Origin of the sequence: Actinoplanes sp. CA-142083, assembly GCF_050942195.1 — a bacterium.
Classification (GTDB): domain Bacteria; phylum Actinomycetota; class Actinomycetes; order Mycobacteriales; family Micromonosporaceae; genus Actinoplanes.
Window position 1 is genome coordinate 7967057 of sequence record NZ_CP192076.1, and the last position, 22007, is coordinate 7989063.

21 protein-coding genes are annotated in these 22007 nt (G+C 71.8%); 11 read left to right on the forward strand and 10 right to left on the reverse strand.

Annotated features, from left to right (window positions below; translation table 11 throughout):
* Positions 1-12 precede the first annotated feature (12 nt).
* Both ACQPZX_RS36375 and ACQPZX_RS36380 read left to right on the forward strand, forming a co-directional pair.
* A complete protein-coding gene (locus tag ACQPZX_RS36375) occupies positions 13-924 on the forward strand; it encodes an AEC family transporter (protein WP_433365726.1) in 912 nt (303 codons plus the stop codon).
* 11 nt (positions 925-935) lie between these two features.
* A complete protein-coding gene (locus tag ACQPZX_RS36380) occupies positions 936-2084 on the forward strand; it encodes an MFS transporter (protein ID WP_433365728.1) in 1149 nt (382 codons plus the stop codon).
* 48 nt (positions 2085-2132) lie between these two features.
* Here ACQPZX_RS36380 and ACQPZX_RS36385 read toward each other — a convergent pair whose 3' ends face one another.
* Positions 2133-2873, reverse strand: a complete 741-nt coding sequence (locus ACQPZX_RS36385; protein WP_433365731.1) for a 3-keto-5-aminohexanoate cleavage protein — start codon at positions 2871-2873, stop codon at positions 2133-2135.
* A 342-nt stretch (positions 2874-3215) separates the two neighbouring features.
* On the opposite strand from ACQPZX_RS36385, the gene ACQPZX_RS36390 reads away from it, so the two are divergent.
* The 8 genes from ACQPZX_RS36390 to ACQPZX_RS36425 all read left to right on the forward strand — a co-directional run bounded on the left by ACQPZX_RS36390 (position 3216) and on the right by ACQPZX_RS36425 (position 10037).
* Positions 3216-4367, forward strand: coding sequence for an FAD-dependent monooxygenase (locus ACQPZX_RS36390; RefSeq protein WP_433365734.1), 1152 nt, complete (start codon positions 3216-3218; stop codon positions 4365-4367).
* 2 nt (positions 4368-4369) lie between these two features.
* On the forward strand, positions 4370-4924 hold the full coding sequence (locus ACQPZX_RS36395; RefSeq protein ID WP_433365737.1) for a TetR family transcriptional regulator: 555 nt from the start codon (positions 4370-4372) through the stop codon (positions 4922-4924).
* A 552-nt stretch (positions 4925-5476) separates the two neighbouring features.
* Complete coding sequence (locus tag ACQPZX_RS36400; protein ID WP_433365740.1) at positions 5477-5779, forward strand: urease subunit gamma; 303 nt, start codon at positions 5477-5479, stop codon at positions 5777-5779.
* Entirely contained in the window at positions 5779-6153 is a 375-nt protein-coding gene (locus ACQPZX_RS36405) for an urease subunit beta (RefSeq protein ID WP_433365743.1), read from the forward strand. The genes ACQPZX_RS36400 and ACQPZX_RS36405 overlap by 1 nt, the downstream gene beginning before the upstream one ends.
* The gene (locus tag ACQPZX_RS36410; protein WP_433365746.1) at positions 6150-7868 is read left to right on the forward strand and encodes an urease subunit alpha; all 1719 of its coding nucleotides are present in this window, start codon (positions 6150-6152) and stop codon (positions 7866-7868) included. The genes ACQPZX_RS36405 and ACQPZX_RS36410 overlap by 4 nt, the downstream gene beginning before the upstream one ends.
* A 1-nt stretch (position 7869) precedes the next feature.
* A complete protein-coding gene (locus ACQPZX_RS36415) occupies positions 7870-8514 on the forward strand; it encodes an urease accessory protein UreF (protein ID WP_433365749.1) in 645 nt (214 codons plus the stop codon).
* Between the two features lie 52 nt (positions 8515-8566).
* The gene (ureG, locus tag ACQPZX_RS36420; RefSeq protein WP_433385620.1) at positions 8567-9217 is read left to right on the forward strand and encodes an urease accessory protein UreG; all 651 of its coding nucleotides are present in this window, start codon (positions 8567-8569) and stop codon (positions 9215-9217) included.
* Positions 9218-9308: 91 nt separating this feature from the next.
* Positions 9309-10037, forward strand: a complete 729-nt coding sequence (locus ACQPZX_RS36425) for an urease accessory protein UreD (RefSeq protein ID WP_433365752.1) — start codon at positions 9309-9311, stop codon at positions 10035-10037.
* Here ACQPZX_RS36425 and ACQPZX_RS36430 read toward each other — a convergent pair.
* From ACQPZX_RS36430 to ACQPZX_RS36460, 7 genes are all read right to left on the reverse strand, one after another.
* The gene (locus ACQPZX_RS36430; protein ID WP_433365755.1) at positions 9997-10899 is read right to left on the reverse strand and encodes a sigma-70 family RNA polymerase sigma factor; all 903 of its coding nucleotides are present in this window, start codon (positions 10897-10899) and stop codon (positions 9997-9999) included. The genes ACQPZX_RS36425 and ACQPZX_RS36430 overlap by 41 nt on opposite strands.
* A 128-nt stretch (positions 10900-11027) precedes the next feature.
* The gene (locus ACQPZX_RS36435; protein WP_433365757.1) at positions 11028-11270 is read right to left on the reverse strand and encodes a hypothetical protein; all 243 of its coding nucleotides are present in this window, start codon (positions 11268-11270) and stop codon (positions 11028-11030) included.
* Positions 11271-11484: 214 nt separating this feature from the next.
* Complete coding sequence (locus ACQPZX_RS36440; protein WP_433365760.1) at positions 11485-13536, reverse strand: serine/threonine-protein kinase; 2052 nt, start codon at positions 13534-13536, stop codon at positions 11485-11487.
* Positions 13537-14242: 706 nt separating this feature from the next.
* Positions 14243-17029 carry a cyanophycin synthetase gene (gene cphA / locus ACQPZX_RS36445; RefSeq protein ID WP_433365763.1) on the reverse strand — a complete coding sequence of 929 codons (2787 nt, stop codon included), beginning with the start codon at positions 17027-17029 and terminating at the stop codon, positions 14243-14245.
* Positions 17026-17805: a cyanophycinase gene (locus ACQPZX_RS36450; RefSeq protein ID WP_433365766.1), complete on the reverse strand. Its 780-nt coding sequence runs from the start codon at positions 17803-17805 to the stop codon at positions 17026-17028. Before ACQPZX_RS36450 ends, cphA begins: the two co-directional genes overlap by 4 nt.
* A 46-nt stretch (positions 17806-17851) precedes the next feature.
* Positions 17852-19438 carry an MFS transporter gene (locus tag ACQPZX_RS36455; protein ID WP_433365769.1) on the reverse strand — a complete coding sequence of 529 codons (1587 nt, stop codon included), beginning with the start codon at positions 19436-19438 and terminating at the stop codon, positions 17852-17854.
* Positions 19435-19917 (reverse strand): winged helix-turn-helix transcriptional regulator, encoded by a 483-nt coding sequence (locus ACQPZX_RS36460; protein WP_433365772.1) that lies wholly within the window; start codon positions 19915-19917, stop codon positions 19435-19437. The genes ACQPZX_RS36455 and ACQPZX_RS36460 overlap by 4 nt, the downstream gene beginning before the upstream one ends.
* Positions 19918-19972: 55 nt before the next feature.
* Here ACQPZX_RS36460 and ACQPZX_RS36465 point away from each other — a divergent pair, with 55 nt between their 5' ends.
* Positions 19973-20494: a PaaI family thioesterase gene (locus ACQPZX_RS36465; RefSeq protein ID WP_433365775.1), complete on the forward strand. Its 522-nt coding sequence runs from the start codon at positions 19973-19975 to the stop codon at positions 20492-20494.
* Here the strand turns inward: ACQPZX_RS36465 and ACQPZX_RS36470 are convergent.
* Both ACQPZX_RS36470 and ACQPZX_RS36475 read right to left on the reverse strand, forming a co-directional pair.
* A complete protein-coding gene (locus tag ACQPZX_RS36470) occupies positions 20470-20925 on the reverse strand; it encodes a GNAT family N-acetyltransferase (RefSeq protein WP_433365778.1) in 456 nt (151 codons plus the stop codon). The two genes, ACQPZX_RS36465 and ACQPZX_RS36470, sit on opposite strands and share 25 nt — an antisense overlap.
* 9 nt (positions 20926-20934) lie before the next feature.
* Positions 20935-21867, reverse strand: a complete 933-nt coding sequence (locus ACQPZX_RS36475) for an acyl-ACP desaturase (protein WP_433365781.1) — start codon at positions 21865-21867, stop codon at positions 20935-20937.
* Positions 21868-22007: the final 140 nt, after the last annotated feature.

Here is a 22007-nt window from a genome sequence, read left to right on the forward strand (position 1 = left end):
CGACGGAGAGCCATGATCTCGGCTCTGTCGGGCTTCGTGCTGATCGGCGTCATCGTGGCCGCGGGCTGGGCGGCGAAGCGCTGGGCCGGGCTGCCGCCGAACGCGGAGGCGGCGATCGGCCGGCTGGTCTACACGGTGCTCAATCCGTGCTTGCTGTTCATCGGGGTCCAGAGTGCCGACCTGGGCGTTCTCTTCAGCGAGCCCTTGCTGGTGTCGACCGCGGCGGCCTGCGTCTGCTTCGGGCTGCACCTGCTGTTCACGCGGCGGCGCACGCCGGGTACGCGGATCATGGGCGCGCTCGCCGCCGGCTACGTCAACGCCAACTACATCGGGATCCCGATCGCCACGTATGTGCTGGGTGACGCCGCTCTGGTCGTACCCATCATCATGCTTCAGCTGTTGATCGTCACCCCGATCGCGCTGGGGTTGCTGGAGATCGCCGAGACCGGGCACGCGTCGTGGCGGTCGACCGTGCTGGCGCCGCTGCGCAACCCGATGATCGTGGCGGTGCTGCTCGGGGCACTCTTCTCCGTGACGGGAATGCGCTTACCGACCGTCATCGCCGATCCGATCACGACCATGGGTCACGCCGCGGTGCCGGTCGTGCTGATCGCCTTCGGCATGTCGCTCTCCGGCCGTCGCGTCCTCGCCGCGGGTCCCGACCGCACGGCCACGCTCGCCGCGGTGCTCCTCAAGATCGCCGCGATGCCGGCGATCGCCTACCTTCTGGCCGTCGTGCTCGGGCTGCGTCATGATCACGCGTACGCCGTCAGCGTGCTCGCCGCGCTTCCCACCGCCCAGAACGTCTTCCTCTACGGACAGCGCTTCGGCGTCGGCCTCGTCCTGGCCCGCGACGCGATCTTCCTGTCCACCCTGCTGTGCGCGCCCGCTCTGCTGCTCATCGCTCTGCTGAACAACCTGTAGCGTCTCTGTCGATGCCCGCCTTCACGCTCCGCCGGTCCTGGGCCGCGCTGATCGTGCTGGCGGTGTCGGCGTTCGCGCTGGTCTCCACCGAGTTGCTGCCGATCGGCCTGCTCACGGTGATCGCCGACGACCTCGACCGCTCCCGCTCCCAGGTCGGCCTGCTGGTCGGCGGGTACGCGATCGTGGTCGTGCTGGCGTCGGTCCCGCTGACCGCGCTCACCAAGAACGTGCCCCGGAGGCGGGTGCTGGGCGCGGCCATGTTGCTGTTCGCGGCGGCCAATCTCGCGGGTGCGCTGGCTCCCTCGTACGAAATCCTGGCCCTTGCCCGGCTTGTCACCGCCCTGACGCAGGCGCTCTTCTGGTCGATCGCGCCGCCCGTGGTGAGCGGCATGTTCCCGACGAGCATGCGGGGGCGGGTGGTCGCGTTCTTCTCGACGGGCGCGGCGCTGGGGCCTGTGCTCGGCGTGCCGATCGGTACCTGGCTGGGGCAACAGGCGGGGTGGCGGGCGGCGTTCGCGGTGATGGCGGCGGTCGGGGTCGCGGTGACCATCGCGGTGGTGGCGCTGATTCCCACCTACCCGCCGAGCGACGGCGGCGCAGCACGCGGAACCGCACCGAATCGGCGCGCCTTCGTGGTGCTGCTGTTCGCGGTCGCCGCCGGGGTCACCGGGTTTCTGGTGTTCAACACCTATGTGACGCCGTTCCTGCTGGACGTCAGTGGGTTCTCGGCGAGCTCGCTGGCGCCGCTGCTGTTCGTGTCGGGCATCGCCGGGATCGCCGGGACGATGATCGTGTCCCGGACCCTGGACGCCCACCCGGTCACCTCGCTGCTCACGCCGATCGGGGTGGGGTCGGTGTCGCTGCTCGGGCTGTACCTGCTCGGCTCGGTGCAGGCGGTCGTGGTGGTGCTGCTGGCCGGGGTGGGGATCTCGTTCTCGGCTTTCGCCACCTCGCTGCAGAATCGCATGCTGCAGCTCGCGCCCGGCAACACGGATATCGCTTCGGCCGAGGTGAGCACGGCTTTCAATTTGGGGATCGCGGCGGGGTCGCTGGTCGGCGGGGCGGTGCTGCCTGTCCATGGGGCGCAGCCGCTGGCGGGGGTGGGGGCGCTGCTGACGTTGGGGGCGCTGGTCACGCTGGTTGTGGCTGAGCGCCGTTAGCGCCCTTTCACTCGGGTTAGCGCCTTTGTTGCTCGGGGTTGAGCGCCCCTATCGGTCGGGGTTGAGGGCCTGGGCGGCTCGGACCAGTTCGGCGTTGCTCTGGGCCGGGGAGCCGTCCGGGAGGTGGATCGAATCCTCGAAGCCGACCCGGGTGTCGTGCCCCCGGCGGAACGCGTCGGCGACCAGCGGCCAGGTCCAGTCGCCCATGCCGTGCGTGAGCCGCGGACACGTCGACCCGGCCGCGTCGAGCGCGTCGTTGACCTGCCGCGCCACCTCGGACGGGTCGCCGGTGAGGAAGTAGGGCTCACCCGCGTCGAGCTCGATGCTGATCCGCTGCGCGCTCTTCAGGAATCCCGAGCCGGTCAGTAGCTCCATCTCCGCCGGCGACCACAGCCCGACGTCGATGCCGATGCCGGTGTCGAGCATCGCCTGCATGACCCCCTCGAACCCCTTCTCGGAGAGGTTGACGGTCGCGCAGTCCACGCCTTCCCACTCCCGGATCATCGCGACGCGCTCCCCGAGATCGGGCACGATCCACGCGCCGGTCGTCAGCCCGACCTCGACCTCGATGCCTTCCTCGGTCGCCAGCTCCCGCACCTTCCGGCAGCTTTCGTTGACAGCCGCCGGCCGCAGCGTCTCGGCGCCGTCGTGGTCGCGCACATGCAGATGTACGCCGGTGGCGCCGGCCCGGAAGCATTCGCGCAGGTCCGCAAGCACTTCGTCGAGCGTGACCGGCATGTTCGCGTGTACGTCCTTGCCCCACGGCCCGTTGGGCGTCACCTGCAACATGCCTCTGACGCTAGCCGCGCCACCCACCCCTCGCGACTCGTGACGGTTCGCCAGCTCACCCACCCGCTCACGCCCACGCCTGCCGCGCCCCGCTTGCGGGCCGCCGCCCCCGCCCGCCGCCGCCGCCCGCAGCCCGCCGCCGCCCGCATTGCTTCCGCCGCCGGCCGATCTTGATGAATTGCGGCCCTCAGCGCGCGGCAACTCATCAGCGTCGCTCCGCCCGTGCGGCGCGAGTTCTCGCGTTTGGCGCACGTCTTCGCAAGCTTGCCAACAAGTGTTTGCCAACAGGTGTTGGCATCGACTACCTTCGTGCCAACGGTTGTTGGCAAACGAGGAGGAGTCATGCGTGAGATCGACGTTCTGATCGCGGGGGCCGGGCCGGTCGGGCTTGCTCTGGCGGCCGCGGTGACGCAGCGCAGGATGGTGGCCGAGATCGTGGACAAGCAGGCGGAGGGCGCCAACACGTCGCGCGCGGCTGTCATCCATGCGCGGACGCTCGAGGTGCTCGACGAGATCGGTGTCGCTAGCGAGCTCGTGGAGCAGGGGATCGTCGTGCCGCGGTTCACCGTGCGGGATGGGGATCGGGCGCTGCTCACGGTGGACTTTCGCGGGCTGCCGACGGCGTACCCGTACACGCTGATGTTGCCTCAGAACGAGACGGAGCGGATCCTGGCCGCCCGGCTGAACCACCTCGGGGTTTCGGTCCGCCGGCCGGCGGAGCTGGTCGGCGTGCGGCAGGACGACGGCGGCGTGACGGCCACGCTGCGCGACGGTGAGACGATCCGGGCTCGCTATCTGGTGGGTGCCGATGGCATGCACAGCACGGTGCGTGAGCTGAGCGGCATCACCTTCAGTGGCGACGCGTACGCGCAATCGTTCGTGCTCGCCGACGTGCGCATGGACTGGCCGGTGCCGGACGACGAGGTGACGCTGTGGTTCGCGCCCGAGGGCCTGGCCGTGGTCGCACCGCTGCCCGGCGGCCGCTATCGGATCGTCGCGACGCTGGATGACGCGCCCGAGCAACCCGGCGCGGCCGATGTGCAGGCGCTGCTCGACGCCCGCGGGCCCCGCAAGCAGCCCGCTCACGTGCGCGAAGTCGTGTGGAGCTCGCGCTTCCGGGTGCACCACCGGCTCGCCGACCGCTACCGCGACGGGCGGATCTTCCTGGCCGGCGACGCCGCGCACGTGCACAGCCCGGCCGGCGGGCAGGGGATGAACACCGGCATCCAGGACGCGATCGAGCTGGCCGCGGTGCTGGCCGACGGGACAGACCTCGACGCGTACGAAGCTCGCCGGCGCCCGGTCGCCGCCGAGGTCGTCGCGCTCACCCACCGCATGACCAAGGTCGCCACGCTTCGGAGCAGGCCGCTGATCGCGCTGCGCAACGCGGTGCTGCCGCTCGTGGGCGGCATCCCGGCTGTCGGGCGCGGGCTCGCGATGAATCTTTCCGAGCTGTCTACGATCCACCGGGACAAAGTGGCGACGGGAGCTTAGAAATGGCCGAACGACGGTCCGACGCCACGCGCGCGGCGATCCTGGTGGCGGCCCGGGAGAGGTTCGCCAGCGACGGGTACGAGCGGGCGACCATCCGCTCGATCGCCGCCGACGCCGACATCGACCCGTCGATGGTGATGCGGTACTACGGGAACAAGGAGAAGCTGTTCGCGGCCGCCGCGGAGTTCGATCTGCAGCTGCCGGACGTGTCCGCGGTCCCGGCCGGCGAGCTCGGCGCCACCCTGGCCCGCCACTTCCTGCACCGCTGGGAGGGTGACGACACGCTGACGGCGCTGCTGCGCGCGGCCGCGACCAACGAGGCGGCCGCCGACCGGATGCGCGACCTCTTCGGCGCGCAGTTGCTGCCGGTGGTGGCCGCGGTCTGCCCCGACCCGGCTTCGGCGCCGCGGCGCGCGGGGCTGGTGGCGAGCCAGATGCTGGGGCTGGCGCTGTGCCGGTTCGTGCTGCGGCTGCCGCCGGTGATGACCATGCCGGCCGAGGAGGCCGCCGGGTGGGTCGGACCGACGATCCAGCGTTATCTGACGTCGCCGGCCTGAGGAGCTGCCCCAGGGCCGTTGATGAGTTGGCGTGCGCGGCGAACGGTGCTTCATCAAGATCTGAGCCGGCCACGGGGGCGCGAGGCGGCGCTGATGAGTTGCCGTGCGCTGCGAGCCGCGGTTCATCAAGATCGCCACGCCTGGCTCGGCGAGCGCGCAGGCGCGGGGCGCGCAGGCGCGGGGCGCGCAGGCGCGGGGCGCGCAGGCGCGGGGCGCGCAGGCGCGGGGCGCGCAGGCGCGGGGCGCGCAGGCGCGGGGGGCGCGGCGCGCACAGGCGCGGAGCGCGGAGGGCGCGAGCAGGCGCGGCGCGGGGGCCGGCGCGGCGCGGGGAGCGGCGTCTGGTTTGTGCGTTGCAGGACAGCCCGGCGGCGGCCGACGGCCCGGACCACTGACTGGCCGGTGCGGCTCGGCGGGTGGTTTGCGTTGCCCGTACTCGATCGTGGCTTTTGAATTTGATGGAATCCGGCGCTTCGGATGATTTGATCAGCGATAACCGGTAACAGGTGGGAAACGTCGGGGTGCGAGCATCGCCGGGGATCCAGGGAGGTTCGGTTGTTCCTCAGCCAGCACGAACAGGAACGCCTGCTCATCCACGTCGCGGCTGATGTGGCGCGGCGGCGGCAGGAACGTGGTCTGAAGCTCAATCACCCGGAGGCCACGGCGATCATCACGGCGTTCCTGCTGGAGGGTGCCCGGGACGGGCGGACCGTCGCGGAGCTGATGGACTCGGGCCGGCGGGTGCTGACGCGCGACGACGTCATGGAAGGCGTGCCCGAGATGCTGGGTGAGGTGCAGGTCGAGGCGACCTTCCCGGACGGGACCAAGCTCGTCACCGTGCACGGGCCGATCTCGTGATGATTCCGGGCGAGGTCATCGCGGGTGACGGGGCGATCGAGATCAATGCGGGGCGTGAGGTGGTCGCGCTGACGGTGCGTAACACCGGAGATCGGCCGGTGCAGGTGGGGTCGCACTTCCACTTCGCGGAGTGCAATGCGGCGCTCGAGTTCGATCGGGCGGCCGCCTGGGGGCTGCGGCTGGCGGTTCCGGCGGGGACTTCCGTGCGGTTCGAGCCGGGGATGCCGCGCGATGTGGAGCTGGTGGCGCTGCGCGGCAAGCGGATCGTGCCGGGGCTGCGAGGGCTGGCGGGCGGGGCATTGGACGCGGAGGCGCTGCCGGAAGAGCAAGCGGAAGAGCACGAAGAAGAGCCCGAGAACGGCAGCCCGCGATGAGCACCCTGGACCGCGGCCGCTACGCCGCGCTCTACGGGCCGACCACCGGCGACCGGATCCGGCTGGCCGACACCAACCTGCTGATCGAGGTCGAGCAGGACCGCAGCGGCGGCCCGCACGCCGGCGACGAGGTGGTCTTCGGCGGTGGCAAGGTCATCCGGGAGTCGATGGGGCAGTCGCGGGCGACGCGCGCCGAGGGCACCCCGGACACGGTGATCACCGGCGCGGTCGTGGTCGACCACTGGGGGATCGTCAAGGCGGACGTCGGGATCCGGGACGGGCGGATCGTCGGGATCGGCAAGGCCGGCAACCCGGACACGATGGACGGCGTGGACCCGGAGCTGGTGATCGGCCCGGGCACCGAGATCATCGCGGGCAATGGGAAGATCCTCACGGCCGGCGCCGTCGACAGCCACGTGCACCTGATCAGCCCGACCATCCTGGACACGGCGCTGGCCAGCGGGATCACCACGATCGTCGGCGGCGGGACCGGGCCGGCCGAGGGGACGAAGGCCACCACGGTCACCCCCAACCAGTGGCACCTCGCCCGGATGCTCGAGGCGATCGACACGTACCCGGTCAACGTGCTGCTGCTCGGCAAGGGCAACACCATGTCGGAGGAGTCGATGTGGGAGCAGCTGCGCGGCGGGGCGGGCGGATTCAAACTGCATGAGGACTGGGGTACGACGCCGGCGGTCATCGACGCGTGCCTGCGGGTGGCCGACGCCTCGGGTGTGCAGGTGGCGATCCACACGGACACGCTGAACGAGGCCGGCTTCGTCGAGGAGACGCTGCGGGCGATCGCGGGACGCTCGATCCACGCGTATCACACCGAGGGGGCCGGTGGCGGGCACGCGCCGGACATCATCACGGTCGCCTCGCACCCCAACGTGCTGCCCTCGTCCACGAATCCGACCCGGCCGTACACCCGGAACACGCTCAGCGAGCACCTCGACATGCTGATGGTCTGCCATCACCTGAACTCGGCGGTGCCGGAGGACCTGGCGTTCGCGGAGAGCCGGATCCGCCCGTCGACGATGGCGGCCGAGGACCTGCTGCACGATCTGGGGGCGATCTCGATGATCGGCTCGGACTCGCAGGCGATGGGCCGGGTCGGCGAGGTGATCATGCGAACCTGGCAGACCGCGCACGTGATGAAGGCCCGGCGCGGCGCGTTGCCCGGCGACGACAAATCAGATAACGAACGCGTAAAACGCTATATCGCGAAATATACGGTCTGTCCGGCGAGGGCCCACGGGATGGCGGAACAGATCGGCTCGGTCGAGAAAGGCAAGCTGGCCGACGTGGTGCTGTGGGAGCCGGCCTTCTTCGGCGTCCGGCCCTCGTTGGTGATCAAGGGCGGGATGATCGCGTACGCCCAGATGGGTGACGCGAACGCCTCGATCCCCACCCCGCAGCCGATGCTGCCGCGCCCGATGTTCGGAGCGTACGGCGCTGTGCCCGCCCAGACGTCCCTGGCGTTCGTGGCGCCGGCCGCCATCGACGCCCTTCTCGGCGACCGCGTCGGCGTGAAGCGCGCCCTCGTCCCGGTCGCGGACACCCGCCGGGTGGGCAAGGCCGACCTGCCCCGCAACGACGCCCTCCCCCGCATCGAGGTGGAGCCGGACACCTTCACCGTCCGTATCGACGGCGAGGTCATCGATCCCGACCCGGTGACCGAGCTGCCGATGGCCCAGCGTTACTTCCTGTTCTGACATGGGCCTCTCGACCCTTCTCGTGCTCGCCGACGGCCGCCTGCCCGCCGGCGGCCACGCGCACTCCGGCGGCCTCGAGGCCCAGGTCGCCGCCGGCCGGGTGCGCGACCTGGACGACGTGGCCGGCTTCCTCACGGGCAAGCTCGCCACCTCCGGCCTGGTCGCCGCCGCCTTCGCCGCGGCCGCCTGCCATCGGCCCGCCGAGTGGGCCGCCCTCGACGACGGCCTCGACGCCCGCACGCCCTCCCCCGCGCTGCGCAAGGCCTCCCGCGCCCAGGGCCGGGCCCTGCTGCGCGCCGGCCGGGCCATGTGGCCGCTGCCGCCCACCGGCCCCAGCCCGCACCAGCCCGTCGCCCTCGGCATCCTCGCGCACGCCGCCGGCCTGGGCCCACAGGAGGCCGCCGTCGCCGCGGCGCACGGAACCGTCGCCGGGGTAGCCAGCGCCGCCGTCCGCCTTCTGGGCCTCGACCCTTACGCGACCCACGCGCTGATCGCGAGGCTGGCCCCGGAGTGCGACCTCATCGCCGCCGACGCCGCCCGCCGGGCCGGCGACCCGGTCGACGACCTGCCGGCCACGGGCGCTCCCCTGCTCGACATCGGCGCCGAACACCACGCCACCTGGGAGGTGCGTCTCTTTGCATCTTGAACACTCCACCGGCGGGGCCTGGCCCCGGCCCTCCGACAACTACGTGCCGCACATGCCGCACACGCATCCGCTCCCGACCATGGACACGACGGCGAAGGGGCCGCGGGCGTTCCGGGTCGGCATCGGCGGCCCGGTCGGCTCCGGCAAGACCGCCCTGGTGGCCGCCCTCTGCCGGGCGCTGGGCGACCAGCTCCGGCTGGCCGTGGTCACCAACGACATCTACACCACCGAGGACGCCGACTTCCTGCTGCGCAACGGCGTCCTTCCGGCCGAGCGCATCCGTGCCGTCGAGACCGGCTGCTGCCCGCACACCGCCATCCGCGACGACATCTCCGCCAACCTGGACGCCGTCGAGGACCTCGAGGCCACGCTCGGCCCGCTGGATCTCGTGCTGGTCGAGAGCGGCGGCGACAACCTGACCGCGACCTTCAGCAAGGGCCTGATCGACAAGCAGATCTTCGTGGTCGACGTGGCCGGCGGCGACAAGGTGCCGCGCAAGGGCGGTCCGGGCGTCACCGCCGCCGACCTCCTGGTGATCAACAAGACCGATCTGGCCCCGCTCGTCGGGGCCGACCTCGCCGTGATGGAGCGCGACGCCAAGGATCGCCGCGGCGACCTGCCCACCGTCTTCGTCTCGCTGGTCGAGGACCGCAACGCCACCGCGGTCGCCACCTGGATCCGCGCGCTGCTCCCCACGTCGTGACGCGCGCCGTGACGCACGTCGTGACGCACGTCGTGACGCACGTCGTGACGCACGTCGTGACGCACGTCGTGACGCACGCCGGACGCACACCGTGAAGGCGGCCGCGCGCATCGTCGCCGAGGCGGACGGCCGAGGCGGCACGCGGCTGGCGGTGCTGCGCGGGGAATCGCCGCTGCTGCTTCGCCGCACCGGCGGTCGTGGCGGGCCGGGCGTGACGGTCCATCTGGTCGGTGGTGCGGCCGGGCCGCTGCGGGGCGACGAGCTGAGCGTCGAGGTCACGGTGGGTGCGGCTGCGCATTTGATCGTACGGAGCGTGGCCGCGCAACTGGCACTGCCCGGCAAGCCGGGCTCATCCCCGTCCCGGCTTTCGCTGGTCGCCGAGGTGGCCGGCACGCTCGACTGGCAGCCCGAGCCGCTGATCGCCGCCGCGGGGTGCGACCACCGGACCGGCACCCGGGTCGACGTGGCCGAGGGCGGCGCCCTGCTGTGGCGGGAGGACCTGGTCCTGGGCCGGCACGCCGAGCCCACCGGCACGGTCCGGCTGAGCACGACGATCCGCCACGCCGGCCGCACCCTCTACCGGCACGACCTCGCCGTCGGTCCCGGCCTCGACTCCCCCGCCGTGCTCGGCGGCTTCCGGGCCCTGGGCACCCTGGTGGCGGTCCCGGGCCTGGCCGGCGGCGCCCCCGCCACCGGCCAGGCCGCGATCATGCCGCTGGCCGGGCCGGGCGTGCTCGCCACGGCCGTGGGCGCGGACATCCGGGAGGTGACATCTTTTCTCAGGCCGCTACGGCTATCGGCACCCCGTGACTGTCGGTGAGCGCCAGCCGGGTGTGCAGGTTGCCCTGCTGAGCGACCCGGGCGAAGTACTCCGAGCGACGGCGCTGCAGGCACCCCTTGCGGGTCCGTGGGCCGCCGGCGGCCACGGTGAGCAGTTCGGGCGCCAGCGAGCTGTTCAGGCCCTCACGGAGCAGCTGAAGGGCCTCGGTGCGCAGCTGGGAGATCCGGGACTCGGTCACGCCCAGCCGCGCCGCCACGTCGCTGAGCGGCTGCTCCTGCAGGAACGACTCGGTCACCACCAGCCGCAGCCGCTCGGGCAGGGCCTGGATCGCCTGATGCAGGTAGCCGAGCCGCTCGCGTTTGAGCAGCAGGTCCTCCGGCCCCTCCGACATCTCCGGCACCATCTCCTCGGCCGCGCCCGTGGGGAAGCCCTGCAGGCTGAGCAGGGCGGCCTTCTGCACGTCGTCCTCGACGGTGGCGAGCTCCGCGACCCCGATGCCCAGCAGCTCCGCCACCTCGGCGTCGGTGGGCGTGCGGCCCAGCGCGGCGGTCAGCTCCTGGCGGGCGGCCGCGGTGCGCCTCGCCCTGGCCCGCACCGAGCGGCTGGCCCAGTCCTGGCCCCGCAGCTCGTCCAGCAGGGCGCCGCGGATCCGGACCGCGGCGAAGCGGTGGAAGGGAATTCCCCTGGTCACGTCGAATGATCGGGCCGCGCCGAGCAGGGCGGCGAATCCGGCCGACGACAGGTCATCCGCGTGTACATGGCCCGGTACCCGGTTGAGCAGTTCCCGGACCAGATGGCCAACCATCGGCATGTTCTCGCGGACGAGGTCCTCGATGTCACGCGCGGACGGCGCGTCGTGGGTCGTGCCGATGGTGGCGGGGAGCTCGGTCGTGGTCGTCACGTGGTCCTCCTCGCTCATACGACCGGTTGTGAAAACCGGCTGACGAGGAGAACCTTTGCCGCCGAAAGGTGCAGCGGCGGCCGAACTCGGTTGCTTTTGGGGTGCTTTTTGCGAGAAATGCTCAGGTTTCAGTTCATGGCGGGCGTGACCACGCCGATGAGCTCGTCATGCACCCAGTGCATGCGGCGGACCGCCATCTCCGGGTGGTCGCCGAACTCGGTGGCCACCTCGGCCGCGCAGCCGTCGCTGCCGTACAGCAGGATCATCGCGGTGACGGCCTGCTCCACCGCCTGCCTGCTGGGGCTTTCGGACGGCTGCAGGCTGGAGACGAACAGCGCCTCCGCCGCCAGATCCTTCACGATGCTGATCATTTTGGTCGATCTCCCCGATGTACGACGATATGGCCCCGCTGGAGCGATTCTTGCCCGCCGGGCGTGTCCGGGGTGTCCGCCACGCCGCACGTTCGTCTCATCGGTGCTGGGAACAGATCGCTCCAGAAAGTGACTGCTCACATCACTTTCACCCTAACGCGATGATCGACCGCCCGACTCGCGCTTTTGGTCGGACGGCCGATCACCGGGTGGATCAGGCCGGGAAGCAGTCCGGGTTGTTGATGTCCACGCACCCCTCGTCGCTCGGCAGCGGCGGCGGCGGGCTCTCCAGCGGGGTGGTCGGGTCGACCGCCGGCTCGGTGGTCGTCGCGGTCGTCTCCGTGGGAGTCGGCGAGGTCGTGTTCTCCCCGGGCTTCGGGGCCAGCGTGTCCTGCGTCGTCGTCGCGCCCGTGGTCGGCTGGGTGGCGCCCGTGGTGGAGCCGGTGGTGGGATTCGTGGCGCCCGTGGTGGGCGTGGTGGGCGGCGCCGTGGTCGGCGTGATGTGCACTATTCCGCCCGGGTCGACCGAGACGCCCACCGACGGGTTGCTGGCCGCCGGGGTGGCGCCGAGCCGCACCGTGCCGTCCGACAGGTGCTCGACCTGCCGCGACGGCTCGCCCGGCTTGGACGACACGAAGGTCTCGCAGGTGCGGTTGTTCAGCATGAACGCCAGCGGCGGCGTGTTGTTCAGCTGGTAGTGACCGGTGATCGGCACGTTCAGCGTGGTCTGCGGCTTGAGCGGGCTGGCCGAGGTGACCGTGACGCCCTGGCCGGCCTGCGTGAGCTGCGACTTGCCGCTGCCGGCGACCACCTGGTCGCCGGGCATGATGAACCACAGCTTCCAGTTGTCGATCGGCGCGTCCGCCCGGTTGGCCAGCGTCACCTGGGCCTTGAACTGGTTGTTGGCGTCCGACCAGACCGCGTAGCTGACCACGCACTTGCCGGTGGCGGGCACCACGCTGGGCTGCGGGGTGGCCGCATGCCGGCCGGCGCCGCTGCTGCCGGTGAGATTGCTGGTCAGGCTCCACGCGTACGTGCCGGCGCCGAGCAGCAGGACCGCGCCCGCCACGAACAGCACCCGGCGGGTGTGCACGCGGGAGTTGTTGCGGGCCTTGTCCTGCTCGCCGGGCGGCGTGCCGCCGGGCTTGTTGTCGACGGCGTTGCGCAAGGCCGGGCTGTCGCCCGCGGCGTTCGCGGCGACGGCTCCGCCCGCGGCGGCTCCCGCGGCGGCCGCCCCGATCAGGACCGGGCCCGACTTGAGCTCGGCGAACCGGCTGTTGCGGGCCGGGGCCTCCGGCTCGCCGGCCGATGCCGCCGGCTGCTCCTGGCGGATCACGTCCGGGTAGGAGTGCGGGGCCGGCAGGATCGTGGTGTCCTCGCCGTTCTCGGCCCAGTCCGGGACGTAGCCCCGGGCCGCCATCGGCGCCCCGGCCGCGATCTGGGCGAGCACGTGCGCGAGCTCGGCGCTGGACGGCCGGTCCGACGGGTGCTTCTCCAGGCAGCGGCCGACCAGGGCGTCGACCGAGGGCGGCAGGCCCTCGACCGCCGGCAGCGGGTCGGGCTCCACGTACTGGTGCGCGCGCAGCAGCGCGGTGGTGGTGCCGACGTCCCACGGCAACTGCCCGATCAGCGTGCGGTAGATCAGCAGGCCCACCGCGTACACATCGGTGGCCGGACTGACCTGGCCGCCCTCGAGCCGCTCGGGCGCCAGATAGGCCGGCGTGCCGAGCAGGCTGCCGTCCGGGTCTATGTCGTTCTCCCCGATGAGGGCCGAGATGCCGAAGTCGACGACCTTGGCCCCGGTCGGGGTGAGCATCACGTTGGCCGGGGTGACGTCGCGATGCACGATGCCGCGCGAATGCGCGGCCGCGAGCGCCGCGGCGACCTCGGCGGTAATCCGGACCGCGTGCTGCCAGGGCAGCCGCCGGGTCCGGGCGAGTACGGCGGCGAGCGACTCGCCGTCGATCAATTCCATGACGACGTACGGCACGGGCTCACCGTCAACCGTGGTGGCCTCACCGTAGTCGTAGACATTGGTGATGTTCGGGTGGCTGAGCCGGGCGGCGGCCTGGGCCTCAGCCCGTAGCCGGCGCCGGAAGGCCGGGTCGGTGCTCGTCGACGGCGGCAGGACTTTGACCGCGACCTGCCGTCCGAGGACCTCATCGAACCCTCGCCACACCACTGACATCCCGCCGGCGCCAAGCCTCTCCACCAGCCGGTATCTACCGGCTAGCAGGCTCGACCCGGGCAGGTCCGTCGTGCTCATGTGCCCCCACATGCGCGCTCCGAAGAAACGCCGGGTCACACCGCCATGCCACCCGACGTCGGGGTTCACCCGGCCCGCCGTTGGACCGTGCGTTCCCCATCGACGGCGAGGATGTTAGCCCACCTCGGGCACTATCACGAGACGCCCAGAGCGTGCTCTACCTGCGGATCGTTACGGACCGTTTCCACGTATATGCCACCCGTCGGGGCGATCTTCGAGGGGCCGAAAGTCGGATCATGGACTGTTTGCCGTGCCGTTTCGCCCTCTGAATCCCATTTTTTCGGGATATAGCCGATGCGTCGCTAGTTCTAGTTTCTGAATGTCCACATCCGGTCGGCCCACTGATTGTCGTCAACGCGTCACGCAGCGAGACGAAACCCGTCACACACTGATGATCTTTAATTACTAGCCATACGACAAATGTTGAAGGATCTACCTGTGCAACCCCATCTGATCGGGTGATCCCCCCGCCTGTTCAGCCATTTCCGCGTGCCAACATCATCACGCGGCGTGTCCATCTCCGATAAGTCGGACTAAGGCTCTGTTTCGTGACCCGGCCATGTGTGAGGCGAGGTCCAGGGGTCGTCTGGCGACGCCCGCAGGGTGGTCGCATACCGGGGTTGTATGTGGCCGCCCTGCGGGCGCCGTCAGGCGGCGCCTGGGCCACGCCGCAGCCCTGGTCGGGTCACGAAACAGAGCCTTGTCGTTACCCCAGCAGAACGCCCCTGGCCAGGTCACGGGCCGGCGACTGCACCGCCCCGGGCGCCTTGGTCGTCGGCAGCGTCATCACCGGCACGTCCGAGGCCCGTACCGCCCCCAGCTCGACCAGCAGCGCGAGCACCGGCGCCAGCGATTCGTACAGCACCAGCACCACGTCGCCGGGCCGGGCCAGCCGCAGCGACTCGGTGATCGCGTCGCGGTAGCCGTCCGCCCGCAGCGCCAGCAGCTTGGGCCGCCGCGCCCGCATCTCCCGCTCGACGAGCGCCGAGACCTCCCCCGGCTGCCGGCCGCGCGGATCCTCGTCGTCGTAGAGCACCGCCCGGCCCACCCCGTCCGCGACGATCTGCGCACACGCCGCCAGCAGGTCGTCGCGGCGGTCGCCGGGCAGCGTCACCGCGGCCACGCACCGCTCGACGCCCCACAGCCGGTGCAGGGTGCGCAGCGTGGCGGCGAGCGCGGCCGGGTTGTGCGCGTAGTCCACGAACACCGACACGTCGCCGATCCGCAGCAGCGTCGCCCGTCCCGGGTTCGCCACCGGCGGGTCGAAGTCGGCGAGGCGGCTCGCCACCGACTCCTGCCCGGCCCCGAGCGCCCGGGCCGCCGCCACCGCCGCGAGCGCGTTCGCGGCCGCGTGCGGCGCCGCCCCGCCGTACGCCCCGGGCAGGTCGGCCACCCGCAGCATGGGCGTGCGCCGGGCGCCGGTCGCCTGCACCAGCCAGCCGTCGTGCAGCAGGTACGCGGTCGCGCCGCTGGCCAGGTGCTCGACCACCACCGGCTGCCGCGCGTCGAGCCCGAACCACACGATCCGCTTGCGGTCGGCGCGCACCCGCGGCCGGTCCACCAGCGAGCGCACCCACGGGTCGTCCGCGTTGAGCACCAGCGTGCCGCCGTCGCGGACCCGCTCGGCCACCAGCGCCTTCACGTGCGCGAGATCGTCGATCGTGTCGAGGCCGTCCTGCCCGAGGTGGTCGGCGGTGATGTTGGTGATCACGCCGACGTCCGACCAGTCGTAGCCGAGCCCGCGCCGCAACAGCCCGCCCCGCGCCGTCTCCAGCACCGCCGCCTGCACGCCGGGGTCGCCCAGCACCATCTGCGCCGAGAGCGGCCCGGTCGCGTCCGCCCGGAAGATCGTGCGGCCGTCGATGCTCACCCCGTCGGTGGTGGTCAGCCCGACCCGCATGCCGGTGTCGGCGAGCAGGTGCGCGGTCAGCCGGGCCACCGTGGTCTTGCCGTTCGTGCCGGTCACCGCGGCGGTCGGGATCCGGCCGTCGGATCCGGCCGGGAACATCGCCCGGACGATCGCGTCGCCCACGTCGCGCGACCGGCCGCGCACCGGCGCCAGGTGCATCCGCAGGCCGGGCACGGCGTTCACCTCGATCACGCCGCCGGTGACCTCGCACCCGGCCGCGACCGGCGGCAGCGGCTCGGCGATGTCGGGCAGCCGCAGGTCGATCCCGGCGATGTCCAGCCCGACCAGCGCGGCCACCCGCAGGCAGAGCCGGGCCACGTCGGGGTGCAAACGTTCGGTGACGTCGTGGCTGGTGCCGCCGGTGGACAGGTTCGTGGTCTCGCGCAGCCAGACGCTCTCGCCGGTCGCGGGCACGTCGCTCAGCGAGCGGCCCTGCCGCTCCAGCACCCGCATCGAGGCGTCGTCCACGGTGATCCGGGTCAGCACGCGGGAGTGGCCGGCGCCCCGGCGCGGGTCGGTGTTGGTGCGGTCGACGAGCTCGGCGACGGTGCTGCGGCCGTCGCCGGCGACGTGGGCGGCGATGCGCTCGGCGGCGGCGACGATCTCACCGTTCACCACGAGCACCCGGTAGTCGCGGCCGCTCAGCTGCCGTTCGATGACCACGTCCTGGCCGGCTGCCGCGAAGGCGTACGCGACCTCTGCTCCGGTCGTCACGCTCAGCGTGACCCGATCGCCCTGCCGGCCCTGGCGTGGTTTGATCACGACCGGTGCGCCGAGAGTGGCGAACAGGCGCGCGGCCTCGGCGGCGGACCGCGCGACCCCACCGGCCGGGACCGGCACGCCCGCGTCGAGGAGCAGCCGCCGGGTGATCTCCTTGTCGCCGGCGATGTCGATGCCCACGCCGCTGGTGCGGTCGCTCATCGCGGCCCACGCCAGCCGCCGCCGGTTGCCCCAGCCGAGCCGCACGAGGCTGAGGTCGGCGCAGCGCTCGACCGGGATGCCCCGCCGCCGGGCCGCCGCGATGATCGCCCGGGTGCTCGGCCCGGTCGCCTCCCGTTCGGCGGTCGCGGCCAGCATCGCCAGCCGGCCCGCCGATCCATGCTGCATCTGCGGAACGCCGGCGCCGGCGGCGGCCAGCGCGACGCTCGAGTACGACACCCCCGCGACGATCTCGGTGACCAGGTCGACGGCGACGGCCAGCAGGTCGCCCGGCACGTCCGACTCGGCCGGCTCGTCCACCGGGCACTCGATGATCAGGTGGTAGAGCCCCGGCTCGCCGGTCGAGACGGTACGGCCGAAGCTCACGTCCCGCCCGATCAGCTGGGACAGCTCCAGGCAGACGTGCTCGGTGACGTGCCCGAAGTAGGTGCCGCCGCGCAGCCGGCTGACGAAGCCGCCCGGCGCCCCGGCCGCGCAGTGGTGGTCGGCGAGCCCGGGCAGCGCGCGCAGCAGCCGCTCGGCGAAGCCGGTGACGTCCGAGGTCTCCCGTCCGGCGAGCGCACCCAGCCGCAGGCCGGCCACGATCGCGGGCCGCGACAGGTACACGTTGGGTCCGCGCAGGCGGCGCAGGCTCTCGATCTTCATGCGACTCCCCGTTCAGGCGCGGGTGCGTCGACGACCGGCCGGCGTCCCGTGAGGTGGAAGGTGTGCCCGGCGGCGAGCACGTGGATGCGCGCGCCGGCCAGAGTGATCGGGCCCTGCGCGGGGGCTCGGATGTCGGTGGCGGCGCCGGCGTCGATCACCGTGACCGCGCCCGAGCCGAGCACCTCGAAGCAGTCGCCCTCGGTCAGGATCGCGGTGTCCTCGTCGATGCCGAGGCCCAGCTCGTGCGGGTAGAGGGCGACCGCGCTGAGCAGGCGGTTGACCCGGCCGCGCTCGGCGAAGTGCTGGTCGATCAGCACGCCGGGCAGCAGCTCGAGGCCGGGGCCGGTGCGCACGCTGGCGCGGGTCACGCCGGGCGCGTCGCCCTCGACGATCATCGTGCCGGACATGGCGGCGGCGCCCGCGCTGGTCCCGCCGATCAGCGGATGTCGCTGGAGTTCCGCGTCGGCCTTCGTCCCGCCGATGACCGAGGAGATCCGCTCCTGGTCGCCGCCGGTGAAGAAGACACCGGTGGCCGTCTTGAGGAGCGGCTGTTCACACTGAGCGTCGCCGCGGGTGGCCAGGCGCAGCGCATGCACCTCGCCCGCGCCCAGCGCGGTGAACGCCTCGCAATGGGCGCTCTCGGCCTCCGCGGGCGCGGAACTGGCGGTGGCGATCACGACGATGCGGGCTGCCGCGCCGCCGGCCAGCGAGACGAAGCGGCCGAGCAGGCCCGGTCCGGCCGCGCCGCCGATGATCAGGAGCCGGCGACTCGACACCGCCTAAGATTAAACGGAACAAATACGAAACATCGGGCTAATGCCTTTAGTCCGTATTGTCGTTGGCGGGCAACAGGTGCGTGACCTCGGCCGGGCCCCGGGCCAGCGCCACGGCCTTCTCCTCGACCTCCTCGTCGCGTACGGTCAGCCGCCCCTCGTGCTGCCGCAGGTGCTCGGCCCACGTCGGCACCTGGTAGACCTCGACGAACTTGGCCGGGTCCTCGCCGTCGCGGAACAGGCCCCACCGGGTCGCTCCGGTGCGCTGGCGAGAACCGCGCAGGGCCTCCATCGCCTCCCGGAAGGCGTCGACGTTCGCCTCGTCGACCCGATAGACGGCGGTGACCAGCACCGGGCCCTCGTCGAGGTGCGGCTCGAGCATCAGGTGCGGCTCGGCCCAGAAGATCGCCGGGCTGCGGTCGGTGCCGTCCTGCTCGTGGATCGGCCACCAGAGCACCGTGACCGTGCCGAGGAGCATGAGCGCCGCCGCGGCCAGGTAGGCGACCTTCAGGCCGCCGCCCTGGGCGACCTGCCCCCAGATCAGGGCGCCGAACGCCTGCCCGCCGGCGAACACGACCTGGTAGATGCCGAAGCCGCGGGCTCGCACCCAGTTCGGGAGGAAGAGCTGCAGCGTCGCGTTCATCCGCGACACCAGCGTCATCCAGGCCAGCCCGGCCGCGACCAGGACGGCGGTGACCGCGTACCGGTTGGGCACCAGGGCGATGACGACCAGCGCAAGGCCGTAGACGACGCCGGCGATCGCGATCAGCTGGTTCGGCGTGATCAGATTGCGGATCCTCGGCATCAGCAGGGCGCCGGCGATCGCGCCCACCCCCAGAGCCGCGAGCAGGATGCCGTAGCCGCTCGCGCCCATCTTCAGCTCCTGATGAGCGACCAGCGGGAGCAGGCCCCAGACCACGCTGCCCGGCAGGACAAAGAGGACGACCCGCCCGAGCAGCCGACGCACCACCGGCGAATAGCGGACGTATCGCCCGCCGGCCCGCAACGCGGAGCCCAGATGCTCCGGATGCGACGCGGGAGTCTGCGGCTTGCGCCGCCAGACGACGAGGGCGAGAGCGAAGATCCCGAACGAGAGCGCGTTGATCGCGAAGACGGCCGCGGACCCGATCTGGGCGACCAGCAACCCCGCCACCGCTGGGCCGGCCGACCGCGCCAGATTCGTGTTCACGGCACCGAGCGCCGAGGCCGACGGCAGCTCGTCCCGGGGCACCACCTCCGGGATCACCGCCTGCCAGGACGGCAGCGTGAGCGCCTGCCCCACCCCGAGCAGGAACGTGAAGACCAGCAGCAACGGCGGCGGCATGAGGTCCATCGCCGTGAGTGCGGTCAAACCACAACCAACAACAAACAGCCCTATCTGTACGGCGAGAAGCAGCCGTCGCCGGTCGAACCGGTCGGCGAGCGCCCCCGACGGCAGCGCGAGCAGCAGCACCGGCAGGGTCGTCGCGGCCTGCACCGCGCTCACCCAGGTCGCCGCGTCCGGCTCCTTGACCACCAGCCACTGGGCGCCGACCGTCTGCATCCAGGTGCCTACGTTGCTGGCGAGCACGGCGATCCACAGGTTCCGGAACACCGAGTTGCGCAGCGGCGCCCAGGGTGATTCCGTCGTCGTCACCTGCGACGAGCCCCTGGACCCGGCCTCGGCACCACCTCGCGCGGATCCGCCAACCGATGTCCCTCCGAACAGTGCAGCTCCGCGCGCACCTCCGCCCCACAGTCGCGATGCGCAAACCGCAGCGGCGGGCCGCCCGGATCGGCCAGGTACCGGTTGCCCCACTCCAGCAGCGTGATCAGCACCGGGTAGACGTCGAGCCCCTTGCGCGTCAACCGGTACTCGTGGCGCTCCCGCGCGCCCGGCTCCCGATACGGCTCCCGCCGCAGCAGGCCCTGCTCGACCAGCATCGCAAGGCGGTTGGTGAGCACCTGCCGCGGGATCCCGGTGCGCACCCGCATGTCGTCGAAGCGGCGGATCCCGTTGAACACCTCCCGCAGCACCACGACGGTCCACTTCTCGCCGAGCACCTCCATCGCCCGGCCGATCGTGCACCCGTCGATCGACCAGCTCAGCGCGTCGAAGGAGGTTGTGGGATTCATGACAGCCAGGCTAGGTCTACTTGACAGACGCAGCAACCGCCCGAAGCCTGGATCCATGACGCAGACCCAGGAGCGCACCCGAACCTTCGGCTGGACCGACCCCGCCACCCACGCCGCCGAGATCGGCCGCCGGAGCGGCCTGGACTTCCTGCAGTCCATGGCGAGGGGCGACTTCCCGGCGCCGCCCATCATGCACCTGATCGACCTGGCCGCCATGGAAGTCGAGGAGGGCGCGGTCACCCTGCGGCTGGATCCCCAGGAGTTCCACTACAACCCCCTGGGCACCATGCACGGCGGCGTCATCTCCACGCTGCTCGACACGGCCGCCGCCTGCTCGGTGCACAGCACGCTGCCGGTCGGCGTCGGCTACACCAGCCTCGACCTGACGGTGAAGTTCCTGCGTCCCATCACGATCGCCACCGGCCGCATCGTCTGCACCGGCAAGGTCCTGCAGCGCGGCCGCCGCACGGCCCTGGCCGAGGCGAGCATCGTCGACGGCGCCGACCGCCTGCTGGCCCACGCCACGAGCTCCTGCATGCTCTTCGAGATCCCTCAGGCGCCGGGCTCGAGCCGGTAGTGCAGGAGCCGCACCGGCTCGCCGGCCGGCCCGGTCCACCCGGCCACGGTGGTGTGGGTGTAGCGCCACCCCGTGGCCTCGTAGAACGCGATCGCCGCCGACCGCTGCTCGTCGGTGACGTTCAGAGTCAGCACTTGCCCGCTCGCCCGGGCCCAGGCGACGGCCTGCCGTACCAGCGCCTCCGCCACTCCTTGCCGGCGGGCGCCCGGCACCACGAAGAGCCGGGACACCTCGCCGTCCCCCTGAACGGCGACGTGCCCGGCCAGCCCCACTTCCGGCAGCTCGGCGACCCAGGCCCGCAGCAGCCGCGGCGGCGAGAGCCACCCGGCCGGGTCGGCGGGCCAGTTCCTCGGATAGCCGTCGGTCAGGTGAACGGCCCGCAGCCCCGCCACGCAGGCGTCGAGGTCGCCGGCCGTCCGTTCCCGTATCACCGCTGAGCTTCAGAGCTTCTGGATCTGACGCAGGCGCCGGGCCTCGCGCTTCTCCTCGAAGCGGGCGGCCTGCACCTCGAGGCCGTCCATGTGGGCGGCCAGCTGCTCGCGCGCCTTCTCGCCCTCGGCGGTCAGGTCGGTGCGGCCGAAGACGTTCCACTGGCGCAGGACCGGCTGCAGCACCTCGTCGCGGTGCTGGCGCAGGTCGTAGATGCCGGCCAGGGCGATCGAGAGGGCCTTGCGCTGGAAGCCCTCGATGTTCGCCCCCGGCATCTCGAAGCCCGCCACCACATCGGCGACCGCCTGCATCGCGTTGTCGGCGTCCAGGTCGAAGGCCGCGGCCAGCAGGTTGCGGTAGAAGACCATGTGGAGGTTCTCGTCGGCCGCCACCCGGGCCAGTAGCTGCTCCGCGAGCGGGTCGCCGGTCGCCTTGCCGGTGTTGCGGTGCGAGATGCGGGTGGCGAGCTCCTGGAACGCCACGTACGCGATGGAGTGCATCATCTCCTCCGGGTGCGCGTTGGCGTACCCGGCCTGCATGTGGGTCATCCGGGCGCGCTCCAGGGCGACCGGGTCGACCGCCCGGGTCACCGTCAGGTAGTCGCGCAGGGCGATGCCGTGCCGGCCTTCCTCGGCCGTCCAGCGGTGCACCCAGGTGCCCCAGGCGCCGTCGCGGCCGAAGAGCGTCGCGATCTCGTGGTGGTACGAGGGCAGGTTGTCCTCGGTCAGCAGGTTGACGATCAGGGCGGTGCGGGCCACGTCCGGGATCGCGGAGTCTTCCTCGCGCCACGGCTCGCCGTTCAGGAGACCGTCGAAGGTGCGCCCCTCGCTCCACGGCACGTATTCGTGCGGGAACCACTCCTTGGCCAGCGACAGATGCCGGTCGAGGTTGGCAGCCACCACGGGCTCCAGCTCGATGAGCAGGGCGGTTTGGTCCACGATCACTCCCTACGGTTGCGTAACCTACGCAACCGTAGCCTCCTACCCGCCGGTTCTCCCAGAGGGGAGGCACATTCCCAGCTGACTTCAAGTGGCGCGTATGGACCATCATGGATGGCTCAAACGACCCGGGAGGCAGCAGTGTT

Coding starts and splice junctions, on each gene's coding strand:
- ACQPZX_RS36375 (WP_433365726.1), top strand. CDS start 13: ATGATCTCGGCTCTGTCGGGCTTCGTGCTGATCGGCGTCATCGTGGCC.
- ACQPZX_RS36380 (WP_433365728.1), top strand. CDS start 936: ATGCCCGCCTTCACGCTCCGCCGGTCCTGGGCCGCGCTGATCGTGCTG.
- ACQPZX_RS36385 (WP_433365731.1), bottom strand. CDS start 2,873: ATGTTGCAGGTGACGCCCAACGGGCCGTGGGGCAAGGACGTACACGCG.
- ACQPZX_RS36390 (WP_433365734.1), top strand. CDS start 3,216: ATGCGTGAGATCGACGTTCTGATCGCGGGGGCCGGGCCGGTCGGGCTT.
- ACQPZX_RS36395 (WP_433365737.1), top strand. CDS start 4,370: ATGGCCGAACGACGGTCCGACGCCACGCGCGCGGCGATCCTGGTGGCG.
- ACQPZX_RS36405 (WP_433365743.1), top strand. CDS start 5,779: ATGATTCCGGGCGAGGTCATCGCGGGTGACGGGGCGATCGAGATCAAT.
- ACQPZX_RS36410 (WP_433365746.1), top strand. CDS start 6,150: ATGAGCACCCTGGACCGCGGCCGCTACGCCGCGCTCTACGGGCCGACC.
- ACQPZX_RS36415 (WP_433365749.1), top strand. CDS start 7,870: ATGGGCCTCTCGACCCTTCTCGTGCTCGCCGACGGCCGCCTGCCCGCC.
- ureG (WP_433385620.1), top strand. CDS start 8,567: ATGCCGCACACGCATCCGCTCCCGACCATGGACACGACGGCGAAGGGG.
- ACQPZX_RS36435 (WP_433365757.1), bottom strand. CDS start 11,270: ATGATCAGCATCGTGAAGGATCTGGCGGCGGAGGCGCTGTTCGTCTCC.
- ACQPZX_RS36440 (WP_433365760.1), bottom strand. CDS start 13,536: ATGAGCACGACGGACCTGCCCGGGTCGAGCCTGCTAGCCGGTAGATAC.
- cphA (WP_433365763.1), bottom strand. CDS start 17,029: ATGAAGATCGAGAGCCTGCGCCGCCTGCGCGGACCCAACGTGTACCTG.
- ACQPZX_RS36460 (WP_433365772.1), bottom strand. CDS start 19,917: ATGAATCCCACAACCTCCTTCGACGCGCTGAGCTGGTCGATCGACGGG.
- ACQPZX_RS36465 (WP_433365775.1), top strand. CDS start 19,973: ATGACGCAGACCCAGGAGCGCACCCGAACCTTCGGCTGGACCGACCCC.